The 18,032-nt window shown below is 37.2% G+C and carries 19 protein-coding genes, 1 pseudogene and 1 riboswitch; of the genes and pseudogenes, 13 read left to right on the top strand and 7 right to left on the bottom strand.

What is annotated here, in order from left to right; all coding sequences use genetic code 11:
* Positions 1–126: 126 nt before the first annotated feature.
* Both ACQ5H4_RS19680 and ACQ5H4_RS19675 read right to left on the bottom strand, forming a co-directional pair.
* Positions 127–282, bottom strand: a complete 156-nt coding sequence (locus ACQ5H4_RS19680; RefSeq protein ID WP_198158786.1) for a hypothetical protein — start codon at positions 280–282, stop codon at positions 127–129.
* 180 nt (positions 283–462) lie between these two features.
* A complete protein-coding gene (locus ACQ5H4_RS19675; protein ID WP_430776679.1) occupies positions 463–861 on the bottom strand; it encodes a MarR family winged helix-turn-helix transcriptional regulator in 399 nt (132 codons plus the stop codon).
* Between the two features lie 286 nt (positions 862–1,147).
* Between ACQ5H4_RS19675 and ACQ5H4_RS19670 the strand changes: the two genes are divergently transcribed.
* A complete protein-coding gene (locus ACQ5H4_RS19670; RefSeq protein ID WP_430776678.1) occupies positions 1,148–1,543 on the top strand; it encodes a VOC family protein in 396 nt (131 codons plus the stop codon).
* Positions 1,544–1,713: 170 nt separating this feature from the next.
* On the opposite strand, the gene ACQ5H4_RS19665 is transcribed toward ACQ5H4_RS19670, so the two are convergent.
* Complete coding sequence (locus ACQ5H4_RS19665; protein WP_430776677.1) at positions 1,714–3,261, bottom strand: sigma-54 interaction domain-containing protein; 1,548 nt, start codon at positions 3,259–3,261, stop codon at positions 1,714–1,716.
* A 166-nt stretch (positions 3,262–3,427) separates the two neighbouring features.
* On the opposite strand from ACQ5H4_RS19665, the gene pruA reads away from it, so the two are divergent.
* A complete protein-coding gene (gene pruA, locus ACQ5H4_RS19660; protein WP_430776676.1) occupies positions 3,428–4,972 on the top strand; it encodes an L-glutamate gamma-semialdehyde dehydrogenase in 1,545 nt (514 codons plus the stop codon).
* A 63-nt stretch (positions 4,973–5,035) separates the two neighbouring features.
* Positions 5,036–5,950, top strand: coding sequence for a proline dehydrogenase family protein (locus ACQ5H4_RS19655; RefSeq protein ID WP_430776675.1), 915 nt, complete (start codon positions 5,036–5,038; stop codon positions 5,948–5,950).
* Between the two features lie 33 nt (positions 5,951–5,983).
* Here ACQ5H4_RS19655 and ACQ5H4_RS19650 read toward each other — a convergent pair whose 3' ends face one another.
* A complete protein-coding gene (locus ACQ5H4_RS19650) occupies positions 5,984–6,334 on the bottom strand; it encodes a helix-turn-helix domain-containing protein (RefSeq protein ID WP_430776674.1) in 351 nt (116 codons plus the stop codon).
* A gap of 176 nt (positions 6,335–6,510) precedes the next feature.
* On the opposite strand from ACQ5H4_RS19650, the gene ACQ5H4_RS19645 reads away from it, so the two are divergent.
* From ACQ5H4_RS19645 to ACQ5H4_RS19635, 3 genes are all read left to right on the top strand, one after another.
* Positions 6,511–7,515: an asparaginase gene (locus ACQ5H4_RS19645; protein ID WP_430776673.1), complete on the top strand. Its 1,005-nt coding sequence runs from the start codon at positions 6,511–6,513 to the stop codon at positions 7,513–7,515.
* Entirely contained in the window at positions 7,512–8,357 is an 846-nt protein-coding gene (locus ACQ5H4_RS19640; RefSeq protein ID WP_430776672.1) for a YitT family protein, read from the top strand. Before ACQ5H4_RS19645 ends, ACQ5H4_RS19640 begins: the two co-directional genes overlap by 4 nt.
* A gap of 223 nt (positions 8,358–8,580) precedes the next feature.
* Entirely contained in the window at positions 8,581–9,159 is a 579-nt protein-coding gene (locus tag ACQ5H4_RS19635; protein ID WP_430776671.1) for a cell wall hydrolase, read from the top strand.
* A 29-nt stretch (positions 9,160–9,188) separates the two neighbouring features.
* Here the strand turns inward: ACQ5H4_RS19635 and ACQ5H4_RS19630 are convergent, their stop codons facing one another.
* Positions 9,189–10,016, bottom strand: coding sequence for an STAS domain-containing protein (locus ACQ5H4_RS19630; RefSeq protein ID WP_430776670.1), 828 nt, complete (start codon positions 10,014–10,016; stop codon positions 9,189–9,191).
* 198 nt (positions 10,017–10,214) lie between these two features.
* Positions 10,215–10,302: riboswitch (cyclic di-GMP riboswitch) on the top strand.
* Positions 10,303–10,416: 114 nt separating this feature from the next.
* On the opposite strand from ACQ5H4_RS19630, the gene ACQ5H4_RS19625 reads away from it, so the two are divergent.
* The 4 genes from ACQ5H4_RS19625 to ACQ5H4_RS19610 all read left to right on the top strand — a co-directional run bounded on the left by ACQ5H4_RS19625 (position 10,417) and on the right by ACQ5H4_RS19610 (position 14,388).
* Complete coding sequence (locus ACQ5H4_RS19625) at positions 10,417–11,364, top strand: GAF domain-containing protein (RefSeq protein WP_430776669.1); 948 nt, start codon at positions 10,417–10,419, stop codon at positions 11,362–11,364.
* A gap of 8 nt (positions 11,365–11,372) precedes the next feature.
* Entirely contained in the window at positions 11,373–12,599 is a 1,227-nt protein-coding gene (locus tag ACQ5H4_RS19620; protein ID WP_430776686.1) for a putative bifunctional diguanylate cyclase/phosphodiesterase, read from the top strand.
* 16 nt (positions 12,600–12,615) lie between these two features.
* Positions 12,616–13,485 carry an NAD(P)-dependent oxidoreductase gene (locus ACQ5H4_RS19615; protein ID WP_430776668.1) on the top strand — a complete coding sequence of 290 codons (870 nt, stop codon included), beginning with the start codon at positions 12,616–12,618 and terminating at the stop codon, positions 13,483–13,485.
* Positions 13,486–13,791: 306 nt separating this feature from the next.
* Entirely contained in the window at positions 13,792–14,388 is a 597-nt protein-coding gene (locus tag ACQ5H4_RS19610) for a cell wall hydrolase (RefSeq protein WP_430776667.1), read from the top strand.
* Positions 14,389–14,432: 44 nt separating this feature from the next.
* Here the strand turns inward: ACQ5H4_RS19610 and ACQ5H4_RS19605 are convergent, their stop codons facing one another.
* Positions 14,433–16,169, bottom strand: coding sequence for a sensor domain-containing diguanylate cyclase (locus ACQ5H4_RS19605; protein ID WP_430776666.1), 1,737 nt, complete (start codon positions 16,167–16,169; stop codon positions 14,433–14,435).
* Positions 16,170–16,297: 128 nt separating this feature from the next.
* Positions 16,298–16,429, bottom strand: a complete 132-nt coding sequence (locus ACQ5H4_RS19600; protein ID WP_285852229.1) for a hypothetical protein — start codon at positions 16,427–16,429, stop codon at positions 16,298–16,300.
* Positions 16,430–16,556: 127 nt separating this feature from the next.
* On the opposite strand from ACQ5H4_RS19600, the gene ACQ5H4_RS19595 reads away from it, so the two are divergent.
* The 3 genes and pseudogenes from ACQ5H4_RS19595 to ACQ5H4_RS19585 all read left to right on the top strand — a co-directional run bounded on the left by ACQ5H4_RS19595 (position 16,557) and on the right by ACQ5H4_RS19585 (position 18,012).
* A complete protein-coding gene (locus ACQ5H4_RS19595; protein ID WP_430776665.1) occupies positions 16,557–16,685 on the top strand; it encodes a hypothetical protein in 129 nt (42 codons plus the stop codon).
* A gap of 108 nt (positions 16,686–16,793) precedes the next feature.
* Positions 16,794–17,096 (top strand): annotated as a pseudogene (locus ACQ5H4_RS19590) (LysE/ArgO family amino acid transporter); the annotation flags it as partial.
* A gap of 463 nt (positions 17,097–17,559) precedes the next feature.
* Positions 17,560–18,012: a hypothetical protein gene (locus ACQ5H4_RS19585; protein WP_430776664.1), complete on the top strand. Its 453-nt coding sequence runs from the start codon at positions 17,560–17,562 to the stop codon at positions 18,010–18,012.
* The last annotated feature ends 20 nt before the right edge of the window (positions 18,013–18,032 follow it).

Here is an 18,032-nt window from a genome sequence, read left to right as displayed (position 1 = left end):
GCGAACCAAAAATATTTTAGCACCACGGGGAAGTTTTTTTAATACCACGCTGAAAGCTTTTTGGAACCCCGGGCCTAGCCCGGGGTTTTCGTTTCCATAAAAATGAAAATAACCTCAATAAAGAGGTTATTTTCTGTTCGCTTGACGTCCACTTTTTTTCTGACTTTGTGATTTTGAGTTTCCAATTTGAAAATCATCGCCTAGCTCTACATCATTACGCTTATCCTGTTTTTCAATTTGTTCTCTAGTTTGATCTTTGTTTTGCATTCCTTGATGAGACATTTCATTCAACTCACTTTCAAGTAGTATCGGTAGTAGTATGTGCACGGTTGGAAGAATTATTAAATAAAAATAACGGAGGTAACGCCATGAAGAATCCGATGAAAAATGAGATTGGTGCAATATTTATCCCTGTGCTAACGGAGGTGAAACATGCGATCTCAACATGCAAACCGCTTTTGGTTACATTCTTGTAAATTGTTTAAATAACTGTATGTTTTTGATTTCCTCTAAGTGGATTTCTGATAATTTTTCCAGTATCTCTAGTCCTTTAGTGGTCACACGAATAAGCACGCTCCGGCCATCCTCTGGATTACTCGCTCTTTCAACAAGACCAGCTTCCTCACAGCGATCGATCAGTCCAACACATGCATGATGAGTTATTTGAAGTCTTTCTGCTAACTCGCCTGTCGTAACAATACTTTTTCCAGGGTACCCTTGAATGGCTAATATTAATTGATGCTGTTGTGGGGTAATCCCTTGTTCTTTGGCTGCCGACTCACTAAATTTAAGAAATTTACGGAGCTGATAACGAAATTCACCTAAATATTCATATATTTCCTTTGATAAAAGAGAACTCAACTATTTTCAACCTTTCTCATCTGATTGATATTTATATCTTAACATGATATAATCAAAATACAAAATAATATCTTAATACGATATAAATAACAAAGAGCAAGACAAGCTAACTTGAGGTGATATGGATGCATGAAGAAGTAGGGAAATGTAAGAAATGTGGGAAGACGATTTTCTGCTTGGATGGTTTTCTTAATGGGGTAGTGGATACTAATGGCGAGATCGAATGTTTTCCGTGTTCAGGGGAAAAGGCAAGGATGTAATCTTCAATTTGAAAGGGAGAACAAAAATGAGTGAAACATTAATCAGGGTAGGAACGACGTATATACCAGTAAAAAATGTGGAGCACTCTGCTGACTGGTACGTGACTAATCTAGCTGCAGAAAGAAGCTATCAAGACGCAGACAAAGCGATTATTAATCTCGCAAACCAGAGTTTTTTCTTAGTTAAGGCAAGTGAAAATCAAAGTTCTAATTTCTTAGATTATAAAGGGGAGAAGTGGTTCTCAGTCACATTTGAAGTGGATGGAATAGATTCCTTACAGAAATTACATCAAGATCTTAAAGAAAAAGGGGTGCAAGTTGGAGAAATCGAAAATCGTGGGCATGCAGGAAGAAACTTTGTCTTTTACGACCTTGATGGAAATGGATTTGATGTGTGGAGCGAATTGAGTCCTGCATTTTAAAAATAAATTTCTTATGACCCGTGGAGATGAAAAAATATCTCCTTCGGGTCATAAAGCATGTTTTATAACCCGAAGAGAGGAAAAAAGATCTTTCGTGTCATAAAAAGTCTTTTATAACCCGAGCTTAGATATTATAGGTTGCTAAAGGTCATAAACTTAATAAACTAAATTTACAATCCATACTTCTTCATCTTATTATATAAAGTCACGCGTGACCAGCCGAGCATTTTGGCAGCTGCGGATTTATTTCCATATGTTTGATGAAGAACTTGAGATATTTTGGATCGTTCATCCTCAAACGATTCCTCACGCAACACATTGACGGTTGGCTGGGCTCTGCTTTTAAAAAGGGCGTTTGGCAGTTCGGCAACGGTGATGATATTGTCATCAGCCAAAATCATCATTCGTTCCACCGTGTTTTTGAGCTGACGGATATTTCCGTTCCATGTAGAATGCATGAATGTGACCATTACCTCTGGCGCAACAACGGGAACAGGCTTGTCGTATTTAGCAGAGAACTCTTTTAAAAATAATTGCACGAGCTCAGGTAAATCCTCGATCCGCTCGCGTAAAGGAGGGAGAGGCACGACAACGACATTTAATCGGTAATACAGATCTTCACGGAACAATCCTTCTTCTACCATCTTTTCTAAATCTCGATTGGTTGCAGCGATAATTCTAACATCAATGGGGATGGGTTCATTCCCACCCACTCGATAGTATTGCTTTTCTTGTAATACGCGAAGTAGTTTCACTTGCAACTCAAGTGGGAGCTCGCCAATTTCATCTAAAAACAATGTTCCATTCTTCGCTGCTCCAATTTTCCCAAGTTTCCCTTCCTTCACTGCACCCGTAAATGCTCCTTTTTCATATCCAAACAATTCACTTTCAAAAAGGGCAGCAGGGATCGCTCCACAGTTCAAGTCCACAAATGGTCCCTCAGCACGTGTACTCGCTTTATGAATGGCTTGTGCAAATAACTCTTTCCCAACACCACTTTCCCCTGTAATCATGACGGTTGCGTCTGTGCGTGCTACTTTTTTCGCAAGGGTTATAGTCGTATTCAGGGCTTGACTGCGACCTTTAATTTTATAAAAAGGGTCGTCGATTTCATTTGGCTCAATTTGACTTTCCAAATCCTGAATATACGCAGCAGTCGTTGTTAACCCATCATTTAGTTTTACGATGTCAGTAATATCTCGTTCTACTGAAATTCCACCAACAATCTCTCCATTACTTATCAAAGGAAGGGAGTTAATAAGCACATGTACATCTTGTTTTGGCTGATTGTATTGTCGAGTAACCGTTGAACCGTCTGTTAATGTCTTCATTAATACGACCGATTCTTTTTGGAAAAAGTTCGTAATGGGGTAACCGATGATGGTTTCAGCAGCTGTTTCGTAAAGTTCCTCTGCCTTTGGATTCCAGGCGACAACCTCCCCCGATTGATCGACGATTGTAATGGCATCATCGACCGCCCTTAATAGTGTTTCGTACATATTGGACAAGCTTTTCCATTCTTGAAAAATGACTTCGAAAAGTGCCGATTTCGGAACAACAAAAGCTGGAGCACCAGTATCATCTACTAAAAGGACATCCTCTAAAGCTTTTACATCTGACAATCGAGCATGTAGGGGATAGGTTTGCATTTCTTCGATATAAATAGCTCCGTCAATCGGTTGGGAAAGAGTTTGAAGTAACATATTTTTATTTATCATATAGTCACCTACTGCTGTTAATGTGATTTACAAAACTGTAAAGACTTTACACATATTTTACAATGTTGTAAATGGTCTGTACACACAATTTTCACATATTCGTACATTTTCAAGTTGGCACGCTACTTGCATATAAAATGGTATACGAACAAAGAGGAGGATGTTTATGTATAGTTACAAACATGAACCATTTACAAATTTTTCACTTGAGGAAAATCAACAAGCTTTTAAAAAGGCTTTGGAATTAGTTAATTCGAAATTAGGCAAAGAGTATCCACTAACGATTGGTGGTAAAAAAATTACGACAGATTCAAAAATCATTTCTTTTAATCCTGCAAATAAAGAAGAAGTAGTTGGAACGGTTTCAAAAGCGAGCAAGGAAGTTGCAGAAGAGGCCATGCAGGCTGCATTAGCAGCATTTGAATCTTGGAAAAATGTAGAACCAGCCACTCGTGCCAATGTGTTATTTCGTGCGGCTAACATCATGCGTAGACGTAAGCATGAATTTTCTGCCTATCTAGTTAAAGAAGCTGGGAAGCCGTGGAAAGAAGCGGATGCTGATACAGCGGAAGCAATCGACTTCTTAGAGTTTTACGGAAGACAAATGAATCAGCTTTCTGCAGGTGTACCCGTTCAAAGCCGTGACGGAGAATTTAACCAATACAATTATATTCCACTTGGTGTAGGTGTCATAATTTCTCCTTTTAACTTTCCGTTAGCCATCATGGCTGGAACAACCGTAGCGGCAATTGTTGCAGGAAACTCTGTTTTACTAAAACCAGCCAATAACACGCCTGTGGTGGCAGCTAAGTTTGTGGAATTAATGGAAGAAGCAGGACTACCTGAAGGCGTTCTTAACTTCGTCCCTGGTAGTGGTGCAGAAATTGGTGACTACTTAGTTGATCATCCAAAAACTCGTTTCGTTTCCTTCACAGGTTCACGCGAAGTAGGTTGCCGTATTTATGAGCGTGCTGCTAAAGTACAACCAAGTCAAATTTGGTTAAAGCGTGTGATTGCTGAGATGGGTGGAAAAGACACAGTTGTTGTAGATAAAGATGCTGATCTAGATTTAGCTGCAACATCTATCGTGTACTCTGCGTTTGGTTTCTCAGGTCAAAAATGTTCAGCAGGTTCACGTGCCGTTATCCATGAGGATGTATACGACGTGGTATTAGAAAAAGCAGTAGCTCTTACAAAGACTTTATCACTTGGAAACCCAGAAGATGTGAACACGTACATGGGACCAGTGATCGATAAAGCAGCTTACGATAAAATCATGAGCTATATTGCTGTAGGAAAAGAAGAAGGGCGCATTGTTGCTGGTGGAAATGGTGATGATTCAAAAGGATACTTCATCGAACCAACCATTGTAGCGGATGTGAAGGAAAAGGACCGTCTAATGCAAGAAGAGATCTTTGGACCTGTCGTGGCATTCTGTAAAGCTCGTGACTTCGACCATATGATGACGATTGCCAATAACACAGACTATGGTTTAACAGGAGCTCTTATTTCTAATAACCGTGCCCATATCGAAAGAGCCCGAAAAGAGTTCCACGTAGGAAATCTTTACTTCAATCGTACGTGTACAGGAGCGATTGTTGGTTACCAGCCATTTGGTGGATTCAATATGTCAGGTACTGACTCAAAAGCAGGCGGACCAGACTATCTAGTATTACACATGCAAGCGAAAACAACTTCTGAAATGTTCTAATTGAATTCTGGCTCGGGCTGCACGTACCAATGTGCAGCCCCGATATAATGGGGGAGAAAGAGAATGATAGAGGCGATTTCAAAAAATTTCTTTTTAAAGGTGTCTCAAAACAAGTCGATGAACAAAGCTGCCCGAAAATGGGGTCTTCGCTTTGGTGCTAGCCAGGTCGTTGCTGGAGAAACGATTGAAACAGCCATTGCAGCGGTGAAAAAGTTAAATGAAAATGGAATCGTTGCCACACTAGATCATCTTGGTGAATTTGTATCGAACAAAACAGAAGCTAGTGAAGCAACTGATTATTGTGTTCGAACATTACATGCAATGGCTTCTGCGAAAGTAGATGGCAATCTCTCAGTAAAAATGACACAATTAGGCTTAGACATTGATAAGCAATTTTGTTTAGACAATATGAGAAAAATCGTCTCCACGGCCAAACAATACAACAACTTCGTTCGGATTGACATGGAGGATTCAACACGTACTCAAATTACACTAGAGATATTAAAGGAATTACGCAAAGAGTATGACAATGTGGGAACGGTTATTCAAGCGTATTTATATCGATCGGAGCAAGATGTGAAAGAATTAGCGGGTGTTCCACTTCGTCTTGTTAAAGGAGCGTACAAGGAGCCTGCAGAAGTTGCTTATCAAGACAAGATTGACGTGGACAAGAACTATTTGACGATCATTAAAGAGCATTTGAAAAGTGGAAGTTACACGGCAATTGCTAGCCATGATCACAATATCATTGCGAAGGTGAAGGAATTTGCCAAACAAGAAAACATTCCTACTACTCAATTTGAATTCCAATTTTTATACGGCTTTCGTAACGAACTTCAGCAAAGTCTCGTAAAAGAAGGATACAAAGTTCGTGTATATGTTCCGTTTGGGGATGACTGGTTCGGCTACTTTATGCGTCGTTTGGCAGAAAGACCGCAAAACATTGCCTTTGCTTTTAAAGGTTTCTTTTTAAAATAAAGTGTAATTAGAAGAGAAGCGTGAATGTTGGATTCAGGCTTCTTTTTCGCTGAAAGTTTCCTTTCTTGATATCTCCCTTTTTAGACGTGTAAAAGCGATAAAATCAATCATTTCTTCCTTTGATAATGATACTCCGTCAAGTGTTAGTGAGATTGATTCCTGACCATTTAATTTGGTAAGCTCTAACGATTGCTCACTTCGTCCAAGAATATGGTCCACACTAGTTTCAAATAAATCGGCGATATCAGACAACGCCTGTAAAGATGGCTCTCTATAACCATACTCATATCCTGCGTATGTACTTTTGGCGATTTCTAGACGATCTGCCGTTTCCTGCATCGACCACTTTCTACTTTTTCTCAAAGTTACTAATCGAGATAGCACGGTTCATTCTTCCTCCAGTGACTGTTTGTTTTGTTCATTATAGCATGTTAGTCATATCAAGAATACAAAAATGTGCGCGAATCGAAAACATATATTGCTTTATTTAATGAATTAATTATAATAAGCTTATAATAAATTGCAAATCGCGTACATATACGTAGAGGAGAAGAGAAACCATGAAAAAAATATTACTGCTCGCAACTGGTGGGACCATTGCATCGTTAGAGGGAAAGGACGGATTGGTTCCAGGACTAGCTCCAGTGGACCTCTTAAGCTATTCTTCCGATGTATCTTTAGCTGCTGATGTGACTTGTGAGATATTAATGAATAGAGACAGTACGAATATGCAGCCGGAGCACTGGATTGAAATGGCGTCTAAAATTGCAGATAACTACGATCAATATGATGGATTTGTTATTACGCATGGAACTGACACACTCGGGTATACATCCTCTGCATTATCCTATATGCTACAGGGCTTAAATAAACCTGTTGTAGTAACAGGATCTCAAGTTCCGATTAGTTTCAAAAGAACAGATGCGATAAAAAATCTAAACGACGCTATCTGCTTTGCTTGTGAAAACGTAGGTGGAGTTTATGTCGTTTTCGATGGACGAGTGATCATTGGAACAAGAGCAGTTAAAATGAGAACAAAAAGTTTCGATGCGTTCGAAAGTATTAATCATCCATACGTGGCACAAGTAAGAGAGAACAAGGTTACTTATTACTGGAGACCGGAGCAAACAATACAGTCATTAAAACTAGATGTAAGTCTTTGCCCGGATGTATTCGTTCTTACCTTACATCCTGGTACGAAGCCTGAAATTTTTGATTGTTTAAAAGGGTTGTATAAGGGAATTATAATCGAAAGCTATGGAAACGGTGGGGTTCCTTTCGAAGATCGAAGCTTGTTGCCAAAGATAAAAGAACTAACAGAAGCAGGTGTTGCGGTTCTCATCTCTACTCAGTGTTTAGAAGAAGGTGGAGACCTATATTTATATGAAGTCGGACGGAAAGTAAGTCAGTATAATGTGATCGTCTCTGGAGATATGAATAAAGAAGCAATTGTACCGAAACTAATGTGGGCCATAGGTCAAACGAACGATCTGTCTCAGGTGAAAGAAATGATGGAAACACCGATTTCTTATGATCTATCCGTTGAGTGGGGTCAAGAAGAGTGAGACAAGCCTATCATTTAATAAATCTACATGTAGGTATAGCACTAGTAGCGATAAATATTCACTTTTTCCTAGCACCTAATCAGTTCGCTGCCGGAGGATTAGGTGGTTTGACCATTGTGATGCATCATTTTTTTCCTAACGTTTCAATTGGTTTGTTAATGTTATGTTTTAATGTGGTTTTGTTTGGATTAGGATTCATGTTTCTCGGTTTTAGCTTTGGTCTAAAGACCATATACTCCAGTTTTATGTTATCGTTTATGGTTTGGTTGTTTGGGGAAGTTGCTCCAATGGATAATCCGCTAAGTGAAGACAAGTTGATTCAACTGATGGTAGGTGTATTAATTGCTGCACTTGGATTGGTCATCGTGATGAAAGAAGGAGCGTCAACCGGAGGAATGGACCTCATTGGCATGATATTAAATAAATACTTTTCGATTGATATTGGTAAAGCCGTGTTGTTTTCCGATATGATCATCGTGCTGTTGTCGATTGTTGCCTTTGGGGTGGAAAATGGGTTATATGCGCTATTTGGAATTGTGTTAAGAGGAGTCGTTATCGACTATTTAATTCAACAGTTTAGCTTAACGAAGGAAGTTGTCATTATTAGTTATAAATGCGATTTAATTAAGAATTTTATTATTGAAAATTTAGGGCGCAGCGCTACCGTACATGAAGCAAAAGGAGCCTTTAGCAACGAGCAAAAGGAAGTCATCACGATCGTGTTAAAACGAAGCGAGTTTCATTCACTGAAAAAATATATCAATGAAATCGACAAACGAGCTTTTATTAGTGTACATAATATGAGTGAGGTCGTCGGAAATGGATTTAAGAGTATTGTTTAGGTGGGAAAATCGCATGTTACATTCCTGAAATATATGTAATAAACAAAAAAGCAATCATTATTTTCTTAAGCAAACATGGTAATTCCACCCATCATATTGGTGGTTAAAGCCCGGTCTATCAATATATTGTGTCAACAAAAAATATTTGTCCAATAATTGGAACATGCACAGGTATATTACATCTGGTAACCTTCTTGTTATCGAAAGCAAGGAGGTATTTTTTATGAACATTCTAAAAAAACTACTTGTTCTCTCTACTCTATCGTTCACATTGGTTGGTTTCGAAACTACTTCGAGCGCAGCTGAACAAACTCTTTCAGTGAAAAGTGGAGAAACATCTTGGAAAGTAGTTAGTAAAACTGACAATTCTACTCTTGAATTAATGAAAGAGAATCATGATAAATTCCCAACATTATATGAAAAGGAAATTAATGTTACAGATCAGGAAAAGGAATTAATGGCCCGACTTGTAACTGCGGAAGCAAAAGGTGAGCCGTATAAAGGGAAAGTGGCTGTTGCAGAGGTTATTATTAACCGTGTAGAGCATGAGGAATTCCCTGATACTGTCAAAGAAGTTGTATATGAGCAGGTATCTGGTACGTATGCATTTTCTCCTGTACAAAATGGTGAGATTAACAAGCCGGCGGATGAGGAATCAATGGAAGCTGTAGAAGAAGCCTTGGTTGACAAAGAGAATGATTCAGAGGCTATATATTTTTATAATCCTGAAATTGCAACGGATACATGGATTTTAACAAGACAAGTGACTGAAACAATTGGTAACCATCGATTTGCGATATAGAAACCAGGGAATAAACACCCCTGGTTTTTTTACTGAACAAAATATTGCCTTAATGCTTGTTGCAATGTTCCTAATGTTTTTGTTTTCTTAAAGAATGCTGAAACATCTATATGAATCATTTTTTTCACAACTTCTGCACGTAAACCGGTGATAATCGAGTGGCAACCCATCATAGAAGTGCCGTCGATAATTTTCATAAGATGATCGATAACGTCAGGTTCCATATCGCCAATTCCGGATAAATCAATGATTAACGTTTGAATACGAAGTTTTCCAATCTCTGTTAGAACCTTTTCTTCTAATATCGCAGTTCGGAAGGAGTCTACCGACCCAATTAAAGGTAAAATACATACAGAAGAAGTGATTGGAATAATAGGTACTGATAGATTTTCAACTAGTTGTCTTTGTGCAACAATCAGGGAATCTTTGTATTTTGAATAACTTATAAAGAAAGTGTTCAGAAACTGGTCGACTCGGTTATTGATTTGTAGCTCTAGCTGAAAGAAGTCATCTAACTCGTATTTGTTGGAAAGAGTGTTAAACGATTGAATAAACATCCAAATTGTTCGTCGTATGGCTTGAACCCATTCCAGTTTGAAGGATAATTCAATTGAATGGGTAGCCCATACAATTCCTTCTTTCTTGGCAAAAGCTTTCAGTTCATCCTCATTGCCATCGATAATGTCGATTACTAGCTTTTGAGCATTCGAAACTAAATTGATATTACCGATTCTTAGTATTTCATCAATCCGACCTTTTACATTTACAGCCTCTAAAAGAAGTGAGTTCTTAAATTTTTCTTTATTTTCTTCAATAAAGTGTTTTAAGTCAAAAGAAGCTTGATATGTAAATTCCAAGAGATGTTCCCCCTTTACAATTCCCCAAAAACTTTTACCCTTAAAATATATTTGATAAACATGTTTTTTAAGCAAAAATTATAATCAGATAATTAATAGGGATAAAGAGTGATTTTTGATAAAAAACAGTGACTTTTATCATAGTTATCGACTATTTTCGACAAAACTTCTATAATGGGTTTGCTAAAATAAAAATAAAATTGAAAAAGGCAAACCCATTGAAAGGTGGGGACGCAAAGCTACAGATCTACGGTTCTAAAGGAACTATGATGGCTGAGTTACCAAGGGAATAATTGGAAGACCTATATCCCTTTGGGTGTAGGTCTTTTCTATATTTCACAAAGTATGGACCATACCCCTTTAACATTTCAAAAGAAATATAAAAGAAGAAGGTAATGTCATGAGCAACCAAAAATTCGATTTATTGGAGAAAGTGTTTCATACAAGTAGTGATTATTTAATTGTAAAAGATGTGAATGGACGATGGATTGAAGCAAATCAAAAGACCCTGCAACTATTTGAAATTGAGGAAGGGGCATATATAGGGAAAACGGATGAACAGCTGGCACAGAAATACAAAAAGTTTGAGAATTATGGACCTATTTGTGTTCATTCAGACAATCAAGCATGGTTAAGTAAAAAAGAATATCAATTAAAAGAATCGTTTCGAATGGATGGGAATGACTATACGTTCCATGTAAGAAAGATTCCTATGTACGATGAGAACGGACATGAGGATAGTTTAGTTGTAGTAGGTAGAAATATTACTGAGCAAGAAAAATACCAAGCCATTAGTGTTAAACAATATAAAGCCCTACAAATGATTGCGTCAGGTGAACCCTTAACTAATGTTGTTCAAAATATTGTGAATGCTGTGGAGGCACTATCTAGTAACAGTATTTGCTCCATTATGTTTTATGAAGAGAGTGAGAATTGGTTACGTAATGGTTATTCACATAGTTTTCCAGAAAGCTTTTTAAAGAAAATCGACCGATTTCCAGTTGGCTTGAACTTTGCATCTTGTGGACATGCAGCTTTTACGAAAGAGATAGCTATTGTCTCGGATATTGAAACTGACCCATCTTGGTCCAACTGGAAGACCATCCCGTTGAGCTATCAATTGCATTCCTGTTGGTCAATTCCGATCTTATCGTCGCAAGGAGAATTATTCGGTACATTTGCGATCTATCATCCTGACGTACGGAAACCAAAATCTTATGAAATCGAATTACTTAAAGTATTCAGTTACTTAACAGGTGTAGCGATTGAAAGGGATAATCAAGTAAAGGAAATCCAATACTTGGCTTCGCATGATACGTTAACTAATCTTCCGAATATCCATTTTTAAAGGATGTTATCGACCGATTAATTACTAGACAAGATGAGTTTGCGATTTTATTTATTGATTTAGACCGCTTTAAGCCTTTTAATGATACTTTCGGACATGCGGTAGGCGATAAGGTTTTAAGTGAAGTAGCAAGGCGGATTCAGTCAAATATTCCGAAGAAAGGGATCGTAACCCGCATGGGTGGTGATGAATTTGTCATCCTTTTGAAAAAGATGAAAAATGAGAAACAACCCAAAGCAGTGGCTGAACAAATATTACAAGCAATAAAAGACCCGATTGTTATTAATGACCGAGAGTTTTATGTATCAGCTAGTATTGGAATAAGTATGTATCCGTGCCATGGTCATACAGGGGACATATTAATTAGAAATGCAGATGTCGCGATGTATAGTGTAAAAGGGGAGGATGGACAATCCATCCAAATGTTCAATGATGTCCTCACGAAGCATGGTACTGAATTATTTATGTTACAAGGTGAGCTTCGTGAAGCAATCAAGCAAAATCAATTTTTCATACAATATCAACCCAAAATTCAGTTGGCAACAGGTAAATTTACTGGTCTAGAAGCACTTATCCGATGGAAACATCCGGAGAAAGGGATCATCAGTCCTGACACATTTATACCTTTAGCAGAGGAAAGTGGATTTATTGGTGTGCTAGGAGAATGGGTTCTTCGGGAAGTGTGTTTACAGGTAAAGAAGTGGAGGGAGTCGAACCTCACTCATTTGCCTGTTGCTCTGAATGTGTCTGTGAGACAATTTGTTTTAAATGATATCCCTAGTTTGGTGGAAGCGATTCTAGCAGAATTTGATCTACCATCTGAATCCATTGAGATTGAAATTACAGAAAGTGTGCTAAGTAAACATGAATATTTAATTCAAAATGCAGTTAGTAAGCTTCAAGAAATCGGAGTGAAAGTCTCGATTGACGATTTTGGGACAGGCTATGCTTCAATGACCTATTTAAAGCAATTTCGTGCAAATAAAATCAAAATTGATCGTTCTTTTATTAGCTCTCTTCCGCATGATCTAAACGAAGCGGCCATCGTTTCGGCTGTTATTACGTTAGCAAGAGATTTATCTATGGCTGTTATAGCAGAGGGAATTGAGACGAAGGAACAACTCGACTTTTTATTAGAAAAAGGCTGTTCGGAAGGCCAAGGGTACTATTTCAGTCGGCCGGTATCTTCAAATGAAATCGAAGAACTAATTCAAAGAGTAAATAAATTTTTTTAAATAAGGAGTGAAGACATTGAAGGTTGGATTAATCGGCTTGGGCAGTATGGGGTTACCGATGGCGGAAAATCTATTGCAAAATGGCTATGAATTAGTGGTATACAACCGGACGATAAGCAAATGCCAAGAATTAGCCCAAAAAGGAGCCTTTATAGCAAATACTCCTGCTGAAGCAGCCAGTCATACGGACATCGTTTTTACCATACTTTCCGATGATACAGCTGTAGAGAATGTTGTGTTTGGAGATGACGGTATACTTGCTGGGTTACAACCAGGTGGCATTCATGTGTCAATCAGCACCATCAGCGTGCATTTGGCAAAGAAACTAACGAATGAACATGAAAATGCACGTCAACATTTTGTTTCTTCCACTGTTTTAGGTCGCCCTGAGGCTGCTGCAGCCGCTGCTTTGCGCTTTATTGTTGCAGGTCCAGAAGAGGCAAGGGAGAAAGTAATACCTATCCTGCAAATGTTAGGGCAAGATGTTTTTACAGTTGGTGATCAAGGGTATTTATCAAATGTGGCTAAGCTGGGAAATAACTTCTTACTTGTGTCCATGTTAGAATCCTTATCAGAAATACTCGTTATGGTGCAGAAACACGGCGTTGAACCAAAGCAGTTTTTAGAAATTATTAATTCCCTGTTTGCTTCACCAGTTTATAATACTTATGGAAAAATGATTATAAATGAACGTTTTGATCCTGCTGGCTTTAAGTTGAAGCTAGGGTTAAAGGATGTGAATTTAATGATCGATGCAGCAAATGAGGTATCAACGGAGCTGCCAATTGCCAATCTCGCACAATCTCACTACAGTTATGCGATTGAGAAAGGCTGGGGAGACTTAGATTGGGCAGCTATCATGAAGGTATTAAAGGATATTAATTAAGTAGAGTCAATCGGCTCTACTTTTTTTATTTGTGTAGAGGTAAATTAGTGGTCAAAAATGAGGGGCAGTTGGTATTTTACTAAAAGCTTGTCATCATTCAGTAATATGTTTGTAATATCACTCTAATCAAGAAAAAAACGATTAAAATATGCTGGGAATTCCACCCTTTTTAAAGTGTATGAACCGTTGACACTATTGCTATTGTAAAGATTAACTAGTTGTAGGGAAAATTTGGTTCATGAAACGGTATGTTACATCTGGTAATCTACTAGTTGTTCGAGAAAACAGCAATCGGAGGTTCAAACTATGAAAATACTAAAAAAGTTACTAGTGATCTCAACTCTATCATTTACATTGGTTGGATTCGGAACAGCAGCCGGTGCTGCTACCCAAACACATGTAGTACAAAAAGGAGACACGTTCTGGAATATCGGTTCAAAGTATGGTGTATCTGTTCTTAAGTTAATGAAGCAAAATAACAAGACCATTTCACTATTATATCCAGGTGAAAAGCTAGTGATTCCGACAACTACTTTGACAGCAGCTGATAAGGATCTATTAGCGAGACTCGTAAGTGCAGAAGCTAAAGGGGAATCTTATGCGGGAAAAGTAGCAGTTGCGACAGTTATTTTAAATCGTGTGAACCACCCAGATTTTCCTAACACAGTAAGTGAAGTTATTTATCAAATTGACCAAGGGTATTATGCGTTTACACCGGTTAAAAATGGAACCATTAACCAAGCTGCAGATGAAGAATCAAAGCGTGCAGTTGATGAGGCACTAGCGTTCCAAGGGCAAGGACAAGGTTCATTATACTTTTACAATCCACAAACAGCGGCAAGTGACTGGGTGTTCTCTCGTGAAACAACAATTACGATTGGAAACCATAGATTTGCGAAATAAATAATAGCAAGAGGGGATTGTTCCCTCTTGCATACATATAGTTACTACCCATAAATAGCCACTTGATCTCTACCGTTGTTCTTTGCATAATACAGGGAATGATCAGCATGTAAAATCATTTCATTTACATTTTTATACTCTTGAAAATCATTGCTACATAACCCGATACTAATGGTTAGATATAGGGAATGACCGTTTTCTAACATAAAAGGCACTGTACGATGAATTTCGATAAGTTCCTGAGCGATTGATGAAGCACTTTGATGATCTAAGTGGTTTAAAAAAGCAATAAATTCCTCTCCACCGTAACGACCGACGATCCCGTAGTTCTTACATACTTTTTGAATTTGATTAGCAACAAATACAATCGCTTGATCTCCGGTAGTATGACCATACGTATCATTAATATTTTTAAAGTGATCAATATCTATTAACATAAGTGATACAGGCTGGTTGGAAACATTCGCTAGAGACAGTGTTTCTTGGGATGATTCTAAAAAATACTTACGATTTAGTAATTTGGTTAAATGGTCATACATCGCTGATTGCTTTAAAGATTGAACGTTTCTTGTTTCTTGTTCTTTTTCTAATGTAATGCGTTTTATTTTATCAGCTAACCCTAGTGAAAGGATCATTACTTCTACTAAACCCCCTATTTTTGGTGCATACAGTGTAACGGCATTTAAAGGTAAAAGCTGATAAGCAGCGCAGATTTTTAATAAAACACCGACAAGTAAAAGGGCCCATGCAGTAACGAAATATTTTGATTCTCTAGAAGTGAATCTTACCTTTAAAACAATTGCCAAAATGATAGTGAACGCAATTGTAGCAATAATCGTGCTAACCATCGTTGCCGTTCTAATGTTAAGTACAAAAGGTAGTATGATGGCTAAGGCACTAAAAATATTAAAAGCAGTAACTACTTTGTATAATAACGAAGCGTTCGTTTTTAGCTGAAGAAAGTGCTTCGCAAACTGCAAAGAGAATAGCGATGTCCAAACGATAAAAAAGGAATTCGACCTCATCGCCCACCATGGATAATCTCCCCAAAGCCACTGAAAGGCAAATCCATCCCAGATAGACTGCATTAGGGTAAATCCAAAAATGAATAAAATATAATACAAATAACTTTTTTCTCTTAAAGAGAGAAATAAAAAGCTATTGTAAATAATCATGGCCAACATGATACCGTAGAAAATACCATGAAGTGTTTGCATTTCATAATTACTGGCAGAAAAAGCATTCGGATCCCAAATATATACAGGAGCTTGAAGAAAGCTATCTGATTGTATTTTTAGTATATATGTTGAAGATGTCTCAGGTTGTAAACCTAGTGGAAAGACAAGATTATGATGTTTAATCGTTCTATTATCATAAGGTAGGCTATATCCGATCGTTTCTTCTTCCGTGAGCGTATTATTTTTTAAAGTGTATAATGTCACAGTGCTTAAATGTGGTTTTTTCAATTCTAATAAAAGATCTTTATTGAAAGTAAAAGAACTCGATATAGTTAGCTTTAACCAATAAGTGGCATCTGACATATCCCCGGATACTTTCGCTTCATCTATCGGAATAAACTGATCTTTTTTACCCAATATGTCTTGTTCGGATAAGTGATTTTGATCAATCAGAATAGTTAACTTATCTGACACATCTAATTCTTTTATTTGTGCTGGAATATCAATACTGCTATTTGAAGCATAAGTAATTTGCTGATGATACATAAAAGCGAAAAGACTGAAGATAAACACAAGCAAGGATTTAGTAGAGAAACATTTCATAGAAAAGACCCCAGTAATTGTATATATAGTATTTTAATATTATATCACGATTACATCGGAGACCATTCGAAATAAATGATAAATTGCCATCATACAAAAGGCAGGAACTCAACTCCTGCCTTTTGCATTTACTTTTGCTTTTTCTGCTGGCTCTTCATTTTATTACTTGTTAATTCTGCAGCGTATTCCTCCTGCGACATTCCTCGCTTTGCGCTTTCAGACTCAATCTTTCTGGTCTTGTTATCATTACGATTTGGCACAGTAACACCTCCCTTTAACCAAAGATATTTTATACAAAATTTACACTTCTATTCAAAGGAGAATACGTTCGGAAAAAATAAGTAAACTAAAACCGTATTCCCAATCAAACATAAGGAAGGTGACAGGATGGCGAAAAATAAAGATAAGCAATTTAAGAATAATAAAAATGCTTTACCAAAAGCAGCTGTAGAATTTTCTTCTGAAAATGGGTTGGAAAGAAAAGCGTTGAAGGCATTGAAGAATGTGAATAAGTAGATGAAAAAGTCGAATTCCAGTATCTTAGGAATTCGACTTTATTAATTAGTAGAGACTCATCCAACTATTTCTTATAAACTATAAGAAATAGCATCAGGAGGAGTTATCATGTTTGAAGCAATTATTCATGGTTTTATTTTAGCATTTGGGTTAATTTTGCCTTTAGTTGTTCAAAATGTTTTTGTTTTTAACCAAGGGACCACACAGCCTCGATTTTTAGGGGCGTTACCAGTCATTATTACTGCTGCTATTTGTGATACGTTACTCATTTCTTTAGCGGTCTTAGGAGTATCCGTTGTGGTTCTTGAATATGATTGGTTAAGATTACTTTAACTTTTTGCTGGTATTATTTTTCTTATTTATATGGGATTTGTTACATGGAATAGTAAGGCAACAATGGATGAAGGAGAGAATACGAAGTAGATTCGGACAGGAAGAACGGGAGATTACCTATTGTTGTCCGAATACGAGGTAGATTCGGACAGGAAGAACGGGAAATTGCCTATTGTTGTCCGAATAAGTGGTTTATTCAAAACAGGAGTATTTTAACAGAAGAATTCGCACTCTAATAAACAAGTTGACAATAGATATTGTCATACTGAGATTTAGACGGATAACTGTTATGTTAATTCATGTAGAATAATTCAATAATCGTTGATTTAATAAGATTTATTAAAGCCCCAATCACTATGGGATTGGGGTTATGATTTGATAGGTTATTTCTAATGTTTCTCCACAAAAACTGAACCACTTAAACTTAGCTCCCATGCTTTTTTGTTTGCTTACATTCATCATCTATGAATAGTTGGAAGAATTTGAGGGAACATACATATAATGCAGAAAAGCTGTGAATGTAAGAAAGGAGATATGTCTAATGATAGGTCTGCCACTTACTTTGGTAATAGCTTTAACATTAGCTCTTGTCTTCTATTTTCAAAAAAAAACATTCACCTTTTTACATAACTCCATCCAATACATGCTCCTTACTATTATCACAACTAATGTTATAACCCTACTGTCTTTAAATCTTAGTTGGATCAAACCATCCGATAATCCATTGGTATTTCCGGCTATTCTACTCTATCGAGATGTAAACATACCTCTACTCGTACTCATACTCATAAATGGTTTTTATAGTACCAAGTTGTTGCGGATAAAGGCAAGTTATCTCTTTATAAGCTTTTTAGGTTTAATTGCCATGGATGTGCTTTTAACAACATGTAAAATACTCGAATATACGAAATGGAATTTGTTTTTTGCAGCTGTGACAAATGTTGGATACTTACTGATTGGGTTATTAATAGGGAAATGCTGCTATACGTTGTAAAAAAGGAGTCCCAAGCATGA

The organism is Bacillus coreaensis (genome assembly GCF_050586445.1).
GTDB lineage: Bacteria > Bacillota > Bacilli > Bacillales > Cytobacillaceae > Robertmurraya_A > Robertmurraya_A coreaensis.
The sequence above is the reverse complement of the archived record's forward strand: the minus strand, read 5'-3'. Positions and strand labels throughout refer to the sequence as shown.

Bases quoted from the DNA above. Each gene is read 5' to 3' on its own strand.
- ACQ5H4_RS19585 (WP_430776664.1), top strand. From the start codon at position 17,560: ATGATAGGTCTGCCACTTACTTTGGTAATAGCTTTAACATTAGCTCTT.
- ACQ5H4_RS19670 (WP_430776678.1), top strand. From the start codon at position 1,148: ATGAGTGAAACATTAATCAGGGTAGGAACGACGTATATACCAGTAAAA.
- ACQ5H4_RS19645 (WP_430776673.1), top strand. From the start codon at position 6,511: ATGAAAAAAATATTACTGCTCGCAACTGGTGGGACCATTGCATCGTTA.
- ACQ5H4_RS19635 (WP_430776671.1), top strand. From the start codon at position 8,581: ATGAACATTCTAAAAAAACTACTTGTTCTCTCTACTCTATCGTTCACA.
- pruA (WP_430776676.1), top strand. From the start codon at position 3,428: ATGTATAGTTACAAACATGAACCATTTACAAATTTTTCACTTGAGGAA.
- ACQ5H4_RS19625 (WP_430776669.1), top strand. From the start codon at position 10,417: ATGAGCAACCAAAAATTCGATTTATTGGAGAAAGTGTTTCATACAAGT.
- ACQ5H4_RS19655 (WP_430776675.1), top strand. From the start codon at position 5,036: ATGATAGAGGCGATTTCAAAAAATTTCTTTTTAAAGGTGTCTCAAAAC.
- ACQ5H4_RS19610 (WP_430776667.1), top strand. From the start codon at position 13,792: ATGAAAATACTAAAAAAGTTACTAGTGATCTCAACTCTATCATTTACA.
- ACQ5H4_RS19665 (WP_430776677.1), bottom strand. From the start codon at position 3,261: ATGATAAATAAAAATATGTTACTTCAAACTCTTTCCCAACCGATTGAC.
- ACQ5H4_RS19595 (WP_430776665.1), top strand. From the start codon at position 16,557: ATGGCGAAAAATAAAGATAAGCAATTTAAGAATAATAAAAATGCTTTA.
- ACQ5H4_RS19605 (WP_430776666.1), bottom strand. From the start codon at position 16,169: ATGAAATGTTTCTCTACTAAATCCTTGCTTGTGTTTATCTTCAGTCTT.
- ACQ5H4_RS19680 (WP_198158786.1), bottom strand. From the start codon at position 282: ATGTCTCATCAAGGAATGCAAAACAAAGATCAAACTAGAGAACAAATT.